The sequence below is a fragment of the Vulcanococcus limneticus LL genome (genome assembly GCF_002252705.1).
Lineage (GTDB): Bacteria > Cyanobacteriota > Cyanobacteriia > PCC-6307 > Cyanobiaceae > Vulcanococcus > Vulcanococcus limneticus.
This window is the reverse complement of sequence record NZ_NQLA01000031.1, coordinates 19427-35840: the sequence shown is the minus strand read 5'-3', so window position 1 is coordinate 35840 and position 16414 is coordinate 19427. Positions and strand designations below refer to the sequence as shown.

The 16414-nt window shown below is 69.5% G+C and carries 15 protein-coding genes; 10 read left to right on the top strand and 5 right to left on the bottom strand.

Annotation, left to right across the window (positions count from 1 at the left end):
• Positions 1-193: 193 nt before the first annotated feature.
• Both leuS and CJZ98_RS12200 read right to left on the bottom strand, forming a co-directional pair.
• Positions 194-2839: a leucine--tRNA ligase gene (leuS, locus tag CJZ98_RS12205; protein ID WP_094591406.1), complete on the bottom strand. Its 2646-nt coding sequence runs from the start codon at positions 2837-2839 to the stop codon at positions 194-196.
• 69 nt (positions 2840-2908) lie between these two features.
• Positions 2909-3151 carry an Hfq-related RNA-binding protein gene (locus CJZ98_RS12200; protein WP_094591405.1) on the bottom strand — a complete coding sequence of 81 codons (243 nt, stop codon included), beginning with the start codon at positions 3149-3151 and terminating at the stop codon, positions 2909-2911.
• A gap of 32 nt (positions 3152-3183) precedes the next feature.
• On the opposite strand from CJZ98_RS12200, the gene dapF reads away from it, so the two are divergent.
• The 5 genes from dapF (at position 3184) to CJZ98_RS12175 (ending at position 8276) form a co-directional block, all read left to right on the top strand.
• Positions 3184-4332, top strand: a complete 1149-nt coding sequence (gene dapF / locus CJZ98_RS12195) for a diaminopimelate epimerase (RefSeq protein ID WP_094591404.1) — start codon at positions 3184-3186, stop codon at positions 4330-4332.
• Positions 4333-4336: 4 nt separating this feature from the next.
• Positions 4337-5548: a cysteine desulfurase family protein gene (locus tag CJZ98_RS12190; protein ID WP_094591415.1), complete on the top strand. Its 1212-nt coding sequence runs from the start codon at positions 4337-4339 to the stop codon at positions 5546-5548.
• 73 nt (positions 5549-5621) lie between these two features.
• Positions 5622-6308 (top strand): DUF1995 family protein, encoded by a 687-nt coding sequence (locus CJZ98_RS12185; RefSeq protein WP_094591403.1) that lies wholly within the window; start codon positions 5622-5624, stop codon positions 6306-6308.
• Positions 6309-6379: 71 nt separating this feature from the next.
• Complete coding sequence (locus CJZ98_RS12180; protein WP_094591402.1) at positions 6380-6907, top strand: DUF4330 domain-containing protein; 528 nt, start codon at positions 6380-6382, stop codon at positions 6905-6907.
• An 85-nt stretch (positions 6908-6992) separates the two neighbouring features.
• The gene (locus tag CJZ98_RS12175; RefSeq protein WP_390625524.1) at positions 6993-8276 is read left to right on the top strand and encodes a D-alanyl-D-alanine carboxypeptidase/D-alanyl-D-alanine-endopeptidase; all 1284 of its coding nucleotides are present in this window, start codon (positions 6993-6995) and stop codon (positions 8274-8276) included.
• Between the two features lie 35 nt (positions 8277-8311).
• On the opposite strand, the gene CJZ98_RS12170 is transcribed toward CJZ98_RS12175, so the two are convergent.
• The gene (locus CJZ98_RS12170) at positions 8312-9256 is read right to left on the bottom strand and encodes a coiled-coil domain-containing protein (RefSeq protein WP_094591401.1); all 945 of its coding nucleotides are present in this window, start codon (positions 9254-9256) and stop codon (positions 8312-8314) included.
• On the bottom strand, positions 9256-9750 hold the full coding sequence (coaD, locus tag CJZ98_RS12165; protein WP_094591400.1) for a pantetheine-phosphate adenylyltransferase: 495 nt from the start codon (positions 9748-9750) through the stop codon (positions 9256-9258). Before coaD ends, CJZ98_RS12170 begins: the two co-directional genes overlap by 1 nt.
• 60 nt (positions 9751-9810) lie before the next feature.
• On the opposite strand from coaD, the gene CJZ98_RS12160 reads away from it, so the two are divergent.
• Positions 9811-10296: a flavin reductase family protein gene (locus CJZ98_RS12160; protein ID WP_094591399.1), complete on the top strand. Its 486-nt coding sequence runs from the start codon at positions 9811-9813 to the stop codon at positions 10294-10296.
• A gap of 32 nt (positions 10297-10328) precedes the next feature.
• Positions 10329-12353: an excinuclease ABC subunit UvrC gene (gene uvrC / locus CJZ98_RS12155; protein WP_232756438.1), complete on the top strand. Its 2025-nt coding sequence runs from the start codon at positions 10329-10331 to the stop codon at positions 12351-12353.
• A gap of 82 nt (positions 12354-12435) precedes the next feature.
• On the opposite strand, the gene CJZ98_RS12150 is transcribed toward uvrC, so the two are convergent.
• A complete protein-coding gene (locus CJZ98_RS12150; protein WP_094591398.1) occupies positions 12436-13272 on the bottom strand; it encodes a phytanoyl-CoA dioxygenase family protein in 837 nt (278 codons plus the stop codon).
• Positions 13273-13985: 713 nt separating this feature from the next.
• On the opposite strand from CJZ98_RS12150, the gene CJZ98_RS12140 reads away from it, so the two are divergent.
• From CJZ98_RS12140 to hemJ, 3 genes are read left to right on the top strand one after another with little or no spacing between them, the layout of a single operon-like run.
• On the top strand, positions 13986-15536 hold the full coding sequence (locus CJZ98_RS12140) for a cryptochrome/photolyase family protein (RefSeq protein WP_094591397.1): 1551 nt from the start codon (positions 13986-13988) through the stop codon (positions 15534-15536).
• Between the two features lie 53 nt (positions 15537-15589).
• On the top strand, positions 15590-15823 hold the full coding sequence (locus tag CJZ98_RS12135; protein ID WP_094591396.1) for a DUF2811 domain-containing protein: 234 nt from the start codon (positions 15590-15592) through the stop codon (positions 15821-15823).
• A complete protein-coding gene (gene hemJ, locus CJZ98_RS12130; RefSeq protein ID WP_094591395.1) occupies positions 15823-16413 on the top strand; it encodes a protoporphyrinogen oxidase HemJ in 591 nt (196 codons plus the stop codon). The genes CJZ98_RS12135 and hemJ overlap by 1 nt, the downstream gene beginning before the upstream one ends.
• Position 16414: the final 1 nt, after the last annotated feature.

Sequence of the window (16414 nt, the reverse complement as noted above, 5' to 3'; positions counted from 1 at the left end):
GGGGCGTACGCCCCTGGAGGCAGCTCAACAGGGAGTTGCAGCATGACCACATCCACCCACTCTCATAAGGACTGGACCGACAAAGGGGGTCACGTCAGGATCACCGCTGCCTGGTCGAGGCGGTTCAGTCGGGTCGTTTGGAGGCTCTGGTGGACGAGGCCCTCTGAGGTCGTCGCGGGGCCTGTCAGCGTGCCTATGGCACGAGGTTCACCAGCTTCCCGGGCACCACGATCACGCGACTGGGGGCCTTACCCTCCAGCCACTTGGTGGCGATGTCGCTCGCCAGGGCCAGCTGCTCCAGCGTGGCCTTGTCGGCATCGGCGGGCACCTCCAGGCTGCCTCGCACCTTGCCCTTGATCTGGATCACCAGGGGCACGGTGCTGCGCACCAGGGCCGCGGGATCAGCCGAGGGCCAGCTCTGGATGTGCACGCTGCTACCGGCCAACGCCTCGGCCTGCGAGCGGCCCCCCAGCTTCTGCCACAGCTCTTCCGCCAGGTGGGGGGCAAACGGGGCCAGCAGGATCAGCAGGGTGCGCAGGGCCTCGCAGGCCAGGGCCGGCCGGCTGGCCTCCAGGTGGGCCGCCATGGCATTGCTGAGTTTCATCAGCTCCGACACGGCGGTGTTGAACTGGTAATCGCCGTCCAGGTCGTCGCTGATCTCGGTGATGGCGGTGTGCACGGCGCGCCGCAGCTCCTGCTCATCGCCCGAGAGCTCGCCGTCCGCCAGGGCCCCAGCCACAATCGCCGCCGTGCCGGCGCCGTCAGCCAGGCTCAGGCCCCGCTCAGCGGCCCCATCCACCTGGCGCCAGATCCGCTGCAGGAAGCGGAACTGACCCTCCACATCGGCGTCATCCCACTCCAGATCCTTCTCGGGCGGCGCCTTGAACAGGATGAACATGCGGGCTGTGTCGGCGCCGTACTTGTCGATCACCACGGCGGGATCGACACCGTTGTACTTCGATTTTGACATCTTCTCGTAAAACACCTCCAGCACCTCGCCCGTGACCGGATCGCGCGGATCGGTGGGATCGGTCACATCGGCCGGAGCGATGTACTTGCCGCTGTGGGGATTCTTGTAGGTGATGCCCTGCACCATGCCCTGGGTGAGCAGCCGCTGGAATGGCTCATCGAAGCCCAGCAGGCCACGATCGCGCAGCACCTTGGTGAAGAAGCGCGAGTAGAGCAGGTGCAGGATCGCGTGCTCGATGCCGCCCACGTACTGGTCCACCGGCAGCCAGGAATCCACCGCTTCGCGGCTGAAGGGCAGGGCCGTGTTGTGGGAGTCGCTGTAGCGCAGGAAGTACCAGCTGGAGCACATGAAGGTGTCCATGGTGTCGGTTTCGCGCCGGGCCGGCGCACCGCAGCAGGGACACGCCACCTGCCACCAGCTCTCCAGCTGGGCCAGGGGCGAGCCGCCCTTGCCGGAGAAGGCCACGTCGCGGGGCAGCTCCACAGGCAGCTGCTCGACCGGCACCGGCACCACCCCGCAGCTGTCGCAGTGGATCACCGGGATCGGGCAGCCCCAGTAGCGCTGGCGGGAGATCAGCCAGTCGCGCAGACGGAACTGCACCTTGGCCCGGCCCCAGCCCTCGGCTTCCGCCGCCGCCGTGATCGCCGCCTTGGCCTCGCCGCTGGCCAGTCCATCGAAGCGGCCCGAGTGAATCAGCACCCCGGCTTCGGTCCAGGCGCCGCCCTCGTAGGCGTGCTCATCGCTGCCCTCGGGAATGATCACCTGCCGCACCGGCAGCTCGTACTGGCGGGCGAACACAAAGTCGCGCTGGTCGTGGGCGGGCACGCCCATCACGGCGCCGGTGCCGTATTCGGCCAGCACGTAATCGGCGATCCAGAGGGGGATCAGCTCTCCGTTGGCCGGGTTGCGCACCCGGGCGCCGATGGGCACGCCGCGCTTGGGCTTGTCGTCTGCCGTGCGCTCCTGCTCGCTCTGGCGGCTCACCAGGTCGCAGAAGGCCTCCACGTGAATCGCCTGCTCCTCTGTGGTGAGCCGGGCCACCAGCGGGTGCTCGGGGGCCAGCACCACGTAGCTGGCGCCGTAGATCGTGTCGGGGCGGGTGGTGAACACAGTGATGCGCTCGGCCGTGTCGTGGCCATCGGCATCCACCACCGGGAAGCTGAGCTCGGCGCCGGTGCTGCGGCCGATCCAGTTGGCCTGCATCGTGCGCACCCGCTCCGGCCAGCCCTCGAGCATGGGCAGGTCGTCGAGCAACTGGTCGGCGTAGGCGGTGATCTTCAGGAACCACTGGCGCAGCTTGCGCTTCTCCACCAGGGCGCCGGAGCGCCAGGAGCGCCCCTCACTGTCCACCTGTTCGTTGGCCAGCACCGTCTGATCCACCGGATCCCAGTTGACGGTGGCGTCCTTCTGATAGGCCAGGCCGGCCTCCAGGAACTGCAGGAACAGCCACTGGGTCCAGCGGTAGTAGTCGCTGTGGCAGGTGGCCAGCTCCCGGTCCCAGTCGATCGAGAGACCGAGCTGGTTGAGTTGCTGCCGCATCGCGGCGATGTTCTGGTCGGTCCAGGCGCCAGGATCCACGCCCCGCTCAATGGCGGCGTTTTCCGCCGGCAGGCCGAAGGCATCCCAGCCCATCGGGTGCAGCACCCGCTTGCCGCGCAGGCGCGCCACTCGCGCCACCACATCCGTGATCACGTAGTTGCGCACATGGCCCATGTGCAGGTTCCCCGAGGGATAGGGGAACATCGAGAGGGCGTAGAAGGCGTCGTCGCCCGGTTGCAGCGCGGGGGTGGCATGCAGGCTCTGCTCCTGCCACTGCTGCTGCCAGGAGGCCTCGATGGCCTGGGGGTGGTAGCGGCTGCTCTCGCTCACGACAGGCCCGGACACAAGCCTGTGATGGTGCCACAGCCACTCGAGCGGGCCTGGGAGCTGGCAGCGTTGTCAGGCCAGGATCCGGATCACCGCCACGGCGCTGCGGCTCACCAGGATCGGCTGCTTCTCGTATTCAGGCTGCAAGCCGAGGAACTCCCCGTCGACCCAGCGCAGGATGCCGTCCAGCTTGGTGCCGTCGCTCAGCTGCACGTTGATGGGGCTCTTGCTGCGCACCCAGGCCTGCAGGGTGCGCACGCCGGGCTGGGAGGCATCGAAGCTGGCCCCGGTGCGGCTCTCGAAGAGGTTCCCCATAGGATCGATGATTGACCTTGCGGCCGCGTCGCGTGCTCCAGTTCAGCAAATATCAGGGATTAGGCAACGACTTTCTGCTGCTGGACGGTCGGCTCCTCGAGGGCGGCGCCGTTCCGGACTCGGACTTTGTGTTCGGTCTGACGCCGGAATGGATTGAACGGCTGTGCGATCGGCGCTTCGGGGTGGGCGGCGACGGGGTGATCCTGGCCCTGCCGCCCAATGCCGGCGGCGAACTGCGCATGCGCATCTTCAACGCCGATGGAACCGAGCCGGAGATGTGCGGCAACGGCATCCGCTGCCTGGCCCGCTTCCTGGCCGATCGCGACGGCGACGGTCCGGGCCGCACCTGGCAGATCGACACCCTGGCCGGGCGGATCGTGCCCGAGCTGCTGCCGGATGGCACCATCCGCGTCGACATGGGCGCCCCCTTCCTGGAGCCGGCCCAGGTGCCCACCACCCTGGAGCGCGGGCCCGACGGCCTGCCCCAGGGTGAGCTGGTGGTCGATGGCGAGACGTTCGCCGTGGCCGCCGCCGGCATGGGCAACCCCCACGTGGTGATTCCTGTGGATGCGGTCGAGGAGATCGACCTGGAGCGCTTCGGCGCCGGCTTCGAGGTGCACCCGGCCTTCCCGGCCAGGACCAACGTCCACTTCGTGCAGGTGCTCGCCCCCGACCACCTGGTGATGCGGGTGTGGGAGCGGGGTGCCGGCCCCACCCTGGCCTGTGGCACCGGCGCCTGCGCCACCCTGGTGGCCTGCCATCGGCTGGGGCTGAGCGAAAACCGCGCCCGGCTCGATCTGCCTGGCGGCCCCCTGCAGATCCACTGGGATCCCAGCAGCGGCAAGGTGTTCATGGATGGCCCGGCCGAGCACGTGTTCGACGGCGTCGTGCCCGATCCCGCCGTGGTGGCGGCCGCCCGGCGCGAAGCCGCCGAACGGCCGCGCCCCGACACTCCGGCCCCTGCGGCGCCCGCCGCCGGCGCTGCCCCAACGATCGACTGCGCCACCGTGTGCACGAACGGCTGCATCCGCCCCGACGACTGCCCCAGCGCCGAGGCCCGCGCCCGTGTGGAGGCCCTGCTCAGCGGCACCTCCCTCGACGACCTGGTGGCTCTCGCCGCCAACTCCCTGGAATCGCGCACCCGCTCCCGCATTGAGCGGGAGCGGGGCCTGGGGGGCTGAACCGATGACCTACACCCCGCCGATCTACCTCGATTCCTGCGCCACCACCCCGCCGGCGTCGGAGGTGCTGGAGGCCATGGCCGCGGTGCACGCCGAGGCCTGGGCCAATCCCTCGAGCCTGCACGGCTTCGGCCTGGCAGCGGCGGAGCGGCTGGAGCGCTCCCGCCAGCGCATCGCCGAGATCCTGGGCTGCGGCGGTAGCCAGGTGATCGTCACCTCGGGGGGAACCGAGTCGATCCACATGGCCCTGCTCGGGGCCGCCGCCGATGGTCCGCCGGGGCGGTTGCTGATCTCCGCCGTAGAACACCCCGCCACCGTGGCCGCCGCCGGCCAGCTGGCCCAGCGGGGCTGGCAGGTGGAGACGCTGCCGGTTGATCACCTGGGCGTGGTGGACCTGGACGCCCTGGATCGCCTGCTGGCGCCGCCGACGCGGCTGGTGTCGCTGATCTGGGGCCAGAGCGAGGTGGGCACGGTGCAGCCGATCGAGCGGATCGGCAGGCGCTGCCGTGAGGCCGGGGTGCTGCTGCACGTGGATGCGGTGCAGGTGGTGGGTCACCTGCCGCTGGCCTTCGATGCCCTGCCGATCGACCTGCTCAGCTTCGCCTCCCACAAGCTGCAGGGCCCCCGCGGCGTCGGCGCCCTGCTGGTGCGCCCCGATCTGGCCCTCAAGCCCTTCATCGGCGGAGGCGGCCAGGAGGCGGGCCGCCGCGGCGGCACCGAGCCCGTGGCGCTGGTGGCGGGCCTGGCCCGGGCCCTTGATCTCTGCGATGCCCGGCTGCGGGCCCACGGCGGGCGCGATCCGATCGCCGATCTGCGTAACGACCTGCTGCAGCGGCTGTTGCAGTTGCCGGCCGTTCGCCTCAGCGGCCCCGATCCCTTTGATCCCAGTGGGCCCGAGCGGCTGCCCCACCACATCAGCCTGCTGATGGCCAGCCCCAGCGGCCGGCCGATCTCCGGCCGCCGCCTGGTGCAGACGATCTGGCAGCAGGGCTACGCGGTGAGCAGTGGCTCGGCCTGCAGCAGTGGGCGGGGCGCCAACCCCTGGGGTCTGGCCCCCAGCCCGATCCTTCAGGCCATGGGCTACCCCGATGGCGAGGCCGCCAGCGGTCTGCGGATCAGCCTGGGGCCCTGGCTGACGCCTGCGGACCTGGAAGGGGTGCCCGGGGCGGTGGAGCGGGGCCGGCTGCGGGTGATTGCCGGCGAGCCGGTGGGCTGAACCCGGAGCTGGCCTGCTGAGGGGGCTCCGCGCTGGCTCTCCTGGGTAGGGTCGCCCCTGCTGAGCTGGTTCGATGCTGCCCGCTGATCTGCGCGAGGCCGAGGCCGAGGCCCTGGAGTCGCTGGCCACCGCGCTGGCGGCCGAGCCCAAGGGCCTGTGGACCGCTGAATTCCGCTTTGAGGGTCTGCGGCTGATGCCCGTGGCCCTGCGCCTCGGCACAGCGCTCACGCCGCGCTTCCCCGGCCTGCGGCTGTTGTTCCCCGATGCGGGCGCCACGGCCCTGGCCAAGCGCGATGCACCCGAGCTCGCCAGCCAGCTGGCCAGCCTGCGCGACCTGATGCGCCTGCAGCAGGCCGACGGCGGCAGTGCGGGCGTGCTGATCGTGGTGGCCCCTTCCCCGGCGGACTATGAGGAAGTGGAAGCGGTCTGCGGCCAGCACCGGGGCCCGGTGGTGCTGCTCAACGGCAGCCTCGAAGACGCCGCCGTGGGCATCGGCAGTGTGGCCCGCGAGCGGCGCAAGGGCTTCCTCTCGGGCTGGCAGGCGGCCTATGCCCTGATCCCCACGGCCGAGGGGGCCCTGCGGCGGGCGTTCCCCGGACCCTGGGAGCTCTACCGCCGCGACCCCGACGGCCATCGCTTCGCCGCCAGCTTCGAGGGCAAGCCGGATGCCGAGCAGCAGGCCGAGGCCCTCGGTGACGCCGGTGGCGTGGGTCGCGGCCTGGCGGCGGTGGATCGCTTCATCGAAGGCCTGCGCAACTGACGCCGTGGCGGGCCGCCGACCCTTGTGGGACCCGGCGGCCCTCCGTACAGTTCAGCGTCTGCCGATGCGCCATGGCTGCTGCCGATTCCTCCCCCCGCCCACGCCGGATCGGCCTGGTGGATGCGGGAGCCGCCCTGGCGGTGCTGCTGGCCGCCGCCGGTGTGATCTGGAGCCCCAAGCTCACCGGCGCCATCGCCAAGGCCACCGGCGGCCTGCGGCCGGTGACGGTGCTGGTGGATGTGCGGGGGATCCCGGCGGCCGATCCGGCTTCGCTGATCGCCTCGGCCCGGCAGGACGGCAAGCTCGCGATCGTGATCCGCAACCAGCCCCACGGCAATGTGGATGTCAAGGAGGTGATCGCCCTGCCGCGGCGCATTTCCACCCTCACCCCGGACGGCAAGGTGGTGAGCGCTGCCGATCCCAACCAGGCCAGCTTCAGCACCCTGGATGCCCGTTTCGTGCTCGAAGGCGAGGGCCGCAAGACCGCTGAGGGGGTGGTGTTCGGTAACCAGGCCATCAAGGTGGGTGCCCCGATCGAGCTGGAGGGCAGCGCCTTCCGGGTGGGCGGCTCGGTCACGGGCCTGAAGCTGGAGTCCTGACATGGGGAACCCTGTGATGGCAAGACGAGATGGGCCTGCCTCCAGCCACCTGCTCCGATTCAGGCCTGACTCACTGAGTGGCTTGGTGCTCAGGCGTGGCACCGCCGCAGGCCTGGGCGCCGGCCTGGTGATCACGGCCCTGGTGGCTCCGCCGCTGCGGGCCCAGAGCCTCACCGCCTTCACCTCCTTTCCAGCGGCGGCGCCGCCCATCGGCCTGCCCCGGCTGCAGAGCCAGGTCACCTGCCCCGCCCTGCAGCAGCGCCTGGCCGCCGTGCTGGGCGGCGAGGCGGTCGCCTGGAGCGTGTCCGTGGCCGACCCCAGCGGCCGCCTGCTGGCCGATCTCAACGGCAGTCGGCCGCGCATTCCAGCCTCCAACCAGAAGCTGATCAGTACCGCCATCGCCCTGGACCGCCTGGGTCCCGACTACCGGCTCACCACGCGCCTGTGGCGTCTGGCGGACGGCAGCCTGCGCATCACCGGTGAGGGCGATCCCGATCTGGGCCTGACCCAGCTGCGTCGCTTCGCCAAGCTGGCCCTGGGCAGCGGTGGCGGGCCCGGTGAGCCTGCGCAAGCGCCGGTGAGGATCCAGCTCGTCGAGGAGCCCAGCCAGCGCTGGTGGCCCAGCGACTGGCACTGGGGTGATCGGGCCGAGGCCTACGGCGCCCCGATCACTCGCCTGGCCCTCACCAGCAACGCCATCGACATGGCAGTGCCCAACCCGCCGGACCGGCTTCAACGGCTCCTGGGACAGGAGATCCGGCGCCAGGGCGGCCAGGTGGCCTTCAGCGTGCTGCCCTCCAGTGCCACCGGCGCCATCGATGGCACCAACGCCACCCTGCTCTACGAGGAGCCCTCGGTAGGGATGCATGGGCTGCTGAGCCTGGCCAACACCGAGAGCCACAACTTCACCGCCGAGGTGCTGCTGCGCCAGGCCAGCGGCAGCTGGGATCTGACCCAGGCCCGCGGCGCCACCATGCAGTGGCTGGCCGCCCAGGGCCTGCCGATGGACGGTGTGGTGGTGGTGGATGGCAGCGGCCTCTCGCGCAGCAACCGGGTCACCAGCCGGCTGCTGGCGGCCCTGCTGCTGCGCATGTCGCAGCATCCCTATGCCGCCAACTACCAGGCCTCCATGGCCATCGCCGGGCAGCGCGGCACCCTGCGCAATCTCTACAGGGGCACCAGCCTGGAGGGCCGCTTCCGGGGCAAGACCGGCACGATCTCGGGTGTGCGCAGCATCAGCGGCGTGCTGGACACCCCGGAAGGGCCACGCTTCGTGAGCGCCATCGCCAACGGCGGCTCGGCGCCCAACACCACGATCGGCCGGATTCTGAGGGAGAGCCAGGTGCCGGGCCTCTGCCCGGCGGTCTGAGCCCGCTGGGCAGGCCCTCCCGATGGGGAGGGCCCTCAGTTGCGGCCGGCGGCCTGGCGCAGGCGTTCGGCGGCGCGGCGCGCCCGACCGATGGGCACCGCGGCGGAACTGGCCTCGCTGGCTGCGGGCTGACCGGCCAGGCTGGTGGGATCCACGCTCTGCAGCTTCACCAGCTCGCGCCGGCCTGCCATCACCACCTTGCCCATGTCCTGCAGGCGCCCCTCCAGCTCGCCCAGCACCTGCTCGGCATAGCGGTTGGCGCCCTCCTGAATCGAGGCCGATTCCTGGCGGCTGCGACTGATCAGCGCCTCGCACTGCTGCTGGGTCTGGTGGCGGAACTGCAGCGCATCGGCGTGCACCCGCTCGGCCTCCGCCTGGCTGGTCTGCTGCAGGCGCACGGCCTCCTGGCGGATCTGCTCCAGTTCGGCCAGGCTCTGCTGGCGATTGCGCTCATGCTGCTCCACCAGCTGGCGCTTCAGCTCGGCGGCCTCGTTGTCGAGCTGTTGGCGACGCTGCAGGGTCTCCTGCTCCAGCTGCTGGCGCCGCAGGCCGAACTGCTGTTCCATCTGGGCCAGGCGCGTCTGGTGCTCCTGTTCGGTCTGGGCCACCTGCTGCCGGGTCTGAAGCAGCAGCTGTTCACATTGCTGGCGGGCCTGCTCCCGCAGCTCGGCCACCTGACGCTCGGCCTCCTGGCGGATCGCCTGGGCGCTGATCAGCTGCTCGCGCTGCTGACGCGCCTGGTTGACGATCTCCTCGGCCTTCTGGCGGGCCTGGGCGATGAACTCCTCCTTCTGGTGCAGCAGCTCCTCGGCCTGGGAGAGCTGGGGCGGCAGGGCCTCGCGCACGGCATCCATCGCTTCAATGGCGTCCTGCTCATTCACCAGACGGCCGCCGCTGAAGGGAACGCGCGTGCCGTCCAGCACGATTTCCTCCAGCTGGTCCAGCTGATCGAGCACGGAGCTGAGTTGCGCCTCGGTCATCACCGCTGTTCGGGAGATTCCCGATTAAAGAACGCGGCCAGATCCTGCGCCACTCCCTGGGGCACCATGTGACCCACCGGACCGCCGAAGCGGGCCACCTCCTTCACCACCGAGCTGCTCAGGAAGCTGTGGGCCGTGGCCGTGGCCATGAACAGGGTCTCCAGGTCCGGGGCCAGGCTCTTGTTGGTGTGGGCGATCTGCAGCTCGAATTCGAAGTCGCTCATCGCGCGCAGGCCCCGCAGGATCACGCCGGCGCCGCAGGTCTGGGCGAAGGCCACGGTGAGTCCATCGAAGCTGGCCACCTCCACCTGCGGCAGGTGGGCCGTGGCCGTGCGGATCTGATCCAGGCGCCGCTCCACCGGGAAGGTGGGGTTCTTGCTCGGGTTCTGCAGCACCGCCACCACCAGGCCGTCGAACAGGCGGGCAGACCGCTCGATCAGGTCCAGGTGGCCGAGTGTGAGGGGGTCGAAGCTGCCGGGATAGAGGGCCTTCATGGGCGGTGGGCGCGGGCCCCTTTCTAGAGTCAGGGGAAGCCCGATGCAGCGCGAGGACCCATGGCCAGTCTGAATGCCGACGCCAAGAAGACCCTGCTGCGCAAGATCCCCCATGGCGTGTTCATCTGCGGCGTGGCAGAGGGCGAGGAGGTGAACGGATTCACCGCCAGCTGGGTGACCCAGGGCTCGTTCGAGCCCCCCCTTGTGGTGATGGCGGTGCGGGCGGACTCCACCAGCAACGGCATCATCCAGCGCACCGGCAAGTTTTCCCTCAACGTGCTCGCTGCAGACCAGAAGGACCTGGCCGCTGTGTTCTTCAAGCCCCAGAAGGGGATCGGCGGTCGCTTCGACGCTGCCCCCTTCCAGCTGGGTGAGCTGGGCCTGCCCGTGCTCGACGACGCCCTCGGCGCTGTGGAGTGCGAACTGGTGGGCCAGGTGGCCGCCGGCGACCACACGGTGTTCGTGGGCCAGGTCAGGACCGCGGTGCTGCACCGTGACGGCGCCGCCCTGGAGCTCTCGGCCACCGGCTGGCAGTACGGCGGCTGAGGCCGCCCCCCTGTGATGGCTGCGGCCCGCCCTTGAGCCTGCCCGAACCCGCCGGCGCCGCCTCCCGGCCCCTGCTTCAGCAACCCGAGCGCCTCAAGGCCCGGCTCCGGCAGGTGCCGCCGGAGCCGGGTTGCTACCTGATGCGCGACGCCGACGACCGCATCCTCTACATCGGCAAGGCCAAGGTGCTGCGCAACCGGGTGCGCAGCTACTTCCAGGGCGGTCCAAAGCACAGCCCCCGCATCACCCTGATGGTGTGGCAGGTGTGCGAGATCGAGTTCATCGTCACCGACAGCGAGGCCGAGGCCCTGGCGCTGGAGTCGAACCTGATCAAGCACCACCAGCCGCACTTCAACGTGCTGCTCAAGGACGACAAGAAATACCCCTACCTCTGCATCACCTGGAGTGAGGCCTACCCGCGCATCTTCATCACGCGCCAGCGTCGCTTCCGCTCGCCCCTCGATCGCTTCTACGGTCCCTACGTGGACGTGGGCCTGCTGCGACGCACCCTGGCCCTGGTCAAGCGGGTGTTTCCCCTCCGGCAGCGGCCCCAGCCCCTTCACAAAGACCGCACCTGCCTCAACTACGCCATCGGACGATGCCCGGGGGTCTGCCAGCAGAAGATCAGCTCGGACGACTACCACCACACCCTGCGCCAGGTGGCGATGGTGTTCCAGGGGCGCAACGAGGAGTTGGTGGAGCTGCTGCAGCTCCAGATGGAGAAGTATGCCGAGCGGCTGGAGTTCGAGGCGGCCGGCCGGGTGCGCGACCAGCTCCAGGGCCTCGATGCCCTGACGGCGGACCAGAAGATGAGCGTGGGCGACAGCTCCGTGAGCCGCGATGTGCTGGCCCTTGCGGCCGATGGGCGGGTGGCGGCGGTGCAGCTGTTCCAGATGCGCGCCGGCAAGCTGGTGGGTCGGCTCGGCTACACGGCCGATGCGGTGGGCCTGCCCCCGCTGGAGCAGGGCGCCGGCGGCGATCTGTCCCCCAGCCCCGAGCGACAGCGGGCCCTCGGCCTGATTCTGCAGCGCGTGGTGGAGGAGCACTACAGCCAGGTGGAGCCGGTGGAGATCCCACCGGAACTGCTGCTGCAGCACGCCCTGCCCCAGCAGGCCCTGATCGAGGAGTGGCTCAGCGAACGGCGGGGCCGCAGGGTGAAGCTGGCGGTGCCCCAGCGCCAGCAGAAGGCTGAGCTGATCGAGCTAGTGGAGCGCAACGCCGCCTACGAGCTGGAGCGGGCCCAGCGCACGGCCGAGCAGCACCAGCTGGCCACCGAAGACCTTGCCCAGCTGCTGGAGCTGCCCAGCCCGCCGCGCCGCATCGAGGGCTACGACATCAGCCACATCCAGGGCAGCGACGCGGTGGCCTCCCAGGTGGTGTTCCTTGACGGGCTACCTGCCAAGCAGCATTACCGCAAATACAAGATCCAGAGCAGCTCGATCCAGGCAGGCCACTCCGACGACTTCATGGCCATGGCCGAAATCATGCGGCGGCGCTTCCGGCGCTGGAGCCAGGCCAAGGCGGAGGGTGCGGACCTGCGGGAGCTGCGGCGGGCGGCGGGCAGCGCCCTGCACACCGGCGGCCTCAACGACTGGCCCGATGTGGTGATGATCGACGGTGGCAAGGGCCAGCTCTCGGCCGTGATGGAGGCCCTGCGTGAACTGAACCTGGATGGGGACCTGGTGGTCTGCTCCCTGGCCAAGCAGCGCGAGGAGGTGTTCCTGCCCGGCGCCAAGCAGCCCCTGGACACCGACCCGGACCAGCTGGGGGTTCAGCTGCTGCGGCGCCTGCGCGATGAGGCCCACCGCTTCGCCGTGAGCTTCCACCGTCAGCAGCGGGGCGAGCGGATGAAGCGCTCGCGCCTCTCCGAGATCCCCGGGCTGGGGCCCAAGCGGATCAAGGAGCTGCTGGCCCACTTCCGCTCGATCGATGCCATCCAGCTGGCCAGTCCCGAGGCGCTGGCGGCCGCCCCGGGGCTGGGGCCGGCCCTGGCGCGGCAGGTGTGGGAGTACTTCCATCCGCAGGAGCGTGAGGAAGCGACGGGGGCGGCGGAATGACGCGAAGCGGGATGAGTGTGACGCGTCACGCAAGTGCGCGATGATCGGGCGCTGCCCGGCTTGGACCAGACTCGGTGAGCGTTCAGCTCTCGCCAGTTGTCGTTGCTGACCCCTGCTGCAGGGAAGCCGCAAGGATCGGCTGACCCGTGCTCAGATCGACGAGAGCGTCGCGATAGGTGATCTGCGACTGAGCGCGGCTGAAATCACTCTGCAGGGGAGTGTAGTAGTCGCACCCCTCAAAGTAATAGTGCGTCACCTGGCTGATCCGGGTGCGGCTGCGGTCCAGGATCGGATCACCGCCGTGCAGCAGATTCGCTGTCCAGATTAGGCAGTCCCCCTTCTTTGGCAGGAACTGGCGGACTTGCAGTTCCGTGATCGCGATCAGGTTCTGGATGGCCTGTTCATAAAGGTCGTAACGCCCGCTCAGGCAGGAGGTGTCATGGGCATCAAGGACCGGCAGGCGGTGAGATCCTGGGTAGTAGTGCAGCGGCCCACTGTTCATGTCCACGTCCTCCATCGCCACCCACACCCCACACATCCAGCGCTGCGGGAAGCAGTGGAAATGAATCGTGTCCGAATGGGTAGCTTGCTGCGTTCCGTGCAGGAAATTCAGCGTCTGGAAGGGGAGCGGTCTGCGTTGGTAGAGCTCCTGCAGCAGCGCGAGCACGCCGGAATCGGTTGCCAGGGCCCTGACGGCGTCACATTCGGCGTAAGCGTCCTGAATCCTGCCGATTCCCTCCATGTCGGGCTGGGCATAGCGATCGATCGTCCACTCCCTGATTCGGTCGATGAGAGCGGGATCGATGAACGACCGCTTGATCAGCACTCCATCAGTCGCCAGCCGATCAAAATCCGTCTGCGGATAAGCACAGGGTGGAACCAGATCGACCCACGGAAGATTCACGGAGGCGGATGCCATGGTCAGAGCTGGTTAGAGTGGGTGATGAGCAGTATGGTCCGTGTTCGCAATGCTCCCTCCTGAGAGGGGCGAAAACAGGATGATATTGCATCCAGATCTTGATGGATGCTGCTTCATTCGGACGGACATCCCTCTTGGCTCCTCTGCGGCCGCCATGGCTTTTGACAGCACCCGCCCGACGGAGGGGTGCCCGGCCGGAGCTTGCAGCCGCTCCCCTTGCGCCGTTGGTCAGGGAGCGGCTGCGTCAGGATGCGGCATCCCCTGTGGAGCTGCCTTGCGTGTTCCTCCCCCATCGCTGCCGCCTTGGGCTGATCGGTTCTCGATCCGCGTCGCTTCTCACCTGGTGAACACGGTGGCGGCGGCTGGGACAGCCTGGTCATGCACTGCCTGGTTCCGGCGCTGGCGCCTGGACTGCCGCTGGCTGCTCGTTCTCGTGTTGGGTTGTCTGCTGGGCACGCCAGGCACTGTCTCCGCCTCCCCGGGACTCTGCGTCGGACCGGTCTGCGGGGATGCGTTCACGCGAGGCTCTAAGCATATCTTTCAGCTGCGTCTGCGCCTGGCCGATAGGAACGGTCATTACGAGCGCATCACCGTCGACTGCCGGGATGGACGCATCAGCCCCGCGATCGGACCCGTGGAGCGCGGCTATGGCGCGGCGGTGGCGCGGCGTGCCTGCCGGCTCATCGGCTAGGTCCCAGGTCGAGGGGGCACCTATGGCCATCGGCATCTGGGTACTGGGCGACCAGCTCCACCCCCACCAGGCGGCTCTGGCCAGCTGCTCCCCGGGCGAGGCCCAGGTGCTGCTGGTGGAGAGCGGCTCGGTGCTGGCGCGGCGGGCCTACCACCACCAGAAGCTGGTGCTGGTGTGGAGCGCCATGCGCCACTTCAGTGCCGACCTGCAGGCCGCCGGCTGGGCCGTCGATTACCGCGAGGCCGGCAACTTCGGCACGGCCGTGCGCGCCTGGATCGCCGCGCACGGCATCACCGAGCTGCGGCTGATGGAGCCGGCGGATCGGGAGTTCCGCCAGGCCATTGGGGCCCTGGAGCTACCCGTGCGGCTGGTGTGGCTGCCCTCCAATGCCTTTCTCTGGAGCCGGCAGGACTTCGCCGCCTGGGCTGCTCGCTACAGGCAACTGCGGCTGGAGTTGTTTTACCGGGAGGGCCGGCGTCGCTTCGGGGTGCTGATGGAGGGCCAGGGCAGGGCCGCCCAGCCCCTGGGGGGCCAGTGGAACTACGACGCCGACAATCGCAAGGCCCCGCCCAAGGGATTGCGGGGGCCCGAACCGCTGCGCTTCGAGCCCGATGCCACCACCCGGGCGGTGATCGCCAAGCTGCGGCGGATCGACGCCGAGCGCGCCACCGCCGGCCTCGATCCCCTGCCGGGGGAGCTGGAGCCCTTCGGCTGGGCGGTGACGCGCCGCCAGGCCCTGCAGGTGCTGGAGCACTTCATCGCCACCCGTCTGGCGGGCTTCGGCCCCTATCAGGACGCGATGGTGAGCGGCCAGCCCACCCTCTGGCATGCCCTGCTCTCGCCCTATCTCAACCTGGGCCTCCTGCATCCGCTGGAGGTGATCCGGCGCCTGGAGGCGGCGGGGCTCGAGCAGGGCGTGCCCCTGGCCAGTCTGGAGGGGGTGATCCGCCAGATCCTGGGCTGGCGTGAGTACACCCACGGTCTTTACCACTGGTTTGGGGCTGATTACCCCAGCCGCAATCACTTCGGCCACAGCGCACCGCTGCCGGCCTGGCTCGAGCAGCTGGGGGGCAGCGGCATGGCCTGCCTCGACACGGTGCTCGGCGAGCTCAGGACCAGCGGCTACGCCCACCACATCCAGCGGCTGATGGTGCTGGCCAACTACGGCCTGATCGCCGGCCTGGATCCGGCGGCCCTCACCGCCTGGTTCCACCGGATGTTCATCGACGGCTTCGACTGGGTGATGCAGACCAACGTGCTGGGCATGGGCCTGTATGCCGACGGCGGCCTCCTGGCCAGCAAGCCCTACGCCGCCAGTGGCAACTACATCAACCGGATGGGCACCTACTGCAAGGGCTGCCGCTACGACCCCAAGCAGCGCCAGGGCGAGGCCGCCTGCCCCTTCAATGCCCTCTACTGGGACTTTCTGGCCCGCCAGCAGCCGCTGCTGGCGGCCAACCCGCGCATGGCCCTGGTGATCCGGCAGCTTGATCGGCTCGATCCGGCGCAGCTGCAGGCCATCCGTCAGACCGCCACACGCCACCGGACGCAGGGCTCCGCCGGGGTTGCTTGACAGGGGGGCGGAAGTCCCGGATTGTGGGCCTCCCTCCACTAGATGTCGCCCCGATGCCTCTCGGTCACCCCACCCGTAGTGCCGATCCCGCCCCCACCACCGGGCTGGATGTGGAGCTGCCCCGGGAGCTGGCCGCTGCGGTCGACACCTACCTGCGGGCCCGCCCGGGTCTGGATGCCAACCGTCTGCTGCAGAGCGCCCTGGCCCAATTCCTGGTGCAGCAGGGCGGAGCCCGCCCCGAGGTGCGGGAGCTCTACCTTGATGGCCTGTTCGGCCCCACCCGTTGATGACCCTGGCGGCGCTCCCCCCCGAGGCCTACCTCTGGTTCAAGACGCTCCACATCGTGGGCGTGGTGGTGTGGTTCGCAGGCCTGTTCTATCTGGTGCGTCTGTTCATCTACCACCGCGAGGCCGAGGAGCTGGAGCCCGCCCTGCGCACCGCCTTCCAGGCCCAGTACGCCCTGATGGAGCGGCGTCTGGCCAACATCATCACCACCCCCGGCCTGATCGTGACGGTGGCGATGGCCGCGGGGCTGCTGATCGCCCAGCCGGCCTGGCTTCAGCAGGGCTGGATGCACGCCAAGCTCGGTTTCGTCGCGGCCCTGCTGGCCTACCACCTGTTCTGCTACAGGCTGATGGGCCAGCTCCAGGTTGGCAGCTGCACCTGGAGCCCCAAGCAGCTGCGGGCCCTCAATGAGTTGCCCACCCTGCTGCTGGTGATCGTGGTGATGCTGGTGGTGTTCAAGACCCAGTTCCCAACCGGGGCCGCCACCTGGTTCATCGTGGCGCTGGTGGTGTTCATGGCCGCCTCGATCCAGTTCTATGCCCGCTGGCGGCGGCTGCGCGCCGAACGGGAGGCCGCTGGCGGAGCGGCCTGAG

Bases quoted from the DNA above. Each gene is read 5' to 3' on its own strand.
- coaD (WP_094591400.1), bottom strand. From the start codon at position 9,750: ATGAAGGCCCTCTATCCCGGCAGCTTCGACCCCCTCACACTCGGCCAC.
- CJZ98_RS12150 (WP_094591398.1), bottom strand. From the start codon at position 13,272: ATGGCATCCGCCTCCGTGAATCTTCCGTGGGTCGATCTGGTTCCACCC.
- CJZ98_RS12185 (WP_094591403.1), top strand. From the start codon at position 5,622: ATGCTGCCCGCTGATCTGCGCGAGGCCGAGGCCGAGGCCCTGGAGTCG.
- CJZ98_RS12170 (WP_094591401.1), bottom strand. From the start codon at position 9,256: ATGACCGAGGCGCAACTCAGCTCCGTGCTCGATCAGCTGGACCAGCTG.
- CJZ98_RS12180 (WP_094591402.1), top strand. From the start codon at position 6,380: ATGGCTGCTGCCGATTCCTCCCCCCGCCCACGCCGGATCGGCCTGGTG.
- CJZ98_RS12200 (WP_094591405.1), bottom strand. From the start codon at position 3,151: ATGGGGAACCTCTTCGAGAGCCGCACCGGGGCCAGCTTCGATGCCTCC.
- hemJ (WP_094591395.1), top strand. From the start codon at position 15,823: ATGACCCTGGCGGCGCTCCCCCCCGAGGCCTACCTCTGGTTCAAGACG.
- CJZ98_RS12135 (WP_094591396.1), top strand. From the start codon at position 15,590: ATGCCTCTCGGTCACCCCACCCGTAGTGCCGATCCCGCCCCCACCACC.
- CJZ98_RS12190 (WP_094591415.1), top strand. From the start codon at position 4,337: ATGACCTACACCCCGCCGATCTACCTCGATTCCTGCGCCACCACCCCG.
- CJZ98_RS12140 (WP_094591397.1), top strand. From the start codon at position 13,986: ATGGCCATCGGCATCTGGGTACTGGGCGACCAGCTCCACCCCCACCAG.
- CJZ98_RS12160 (WP_094591399.1), top strand. From the start codon at position 9,811: ATGGCCAGTCTGAATGCCGACGCCAAGAAGACCCTGCTGCGCAAGATC.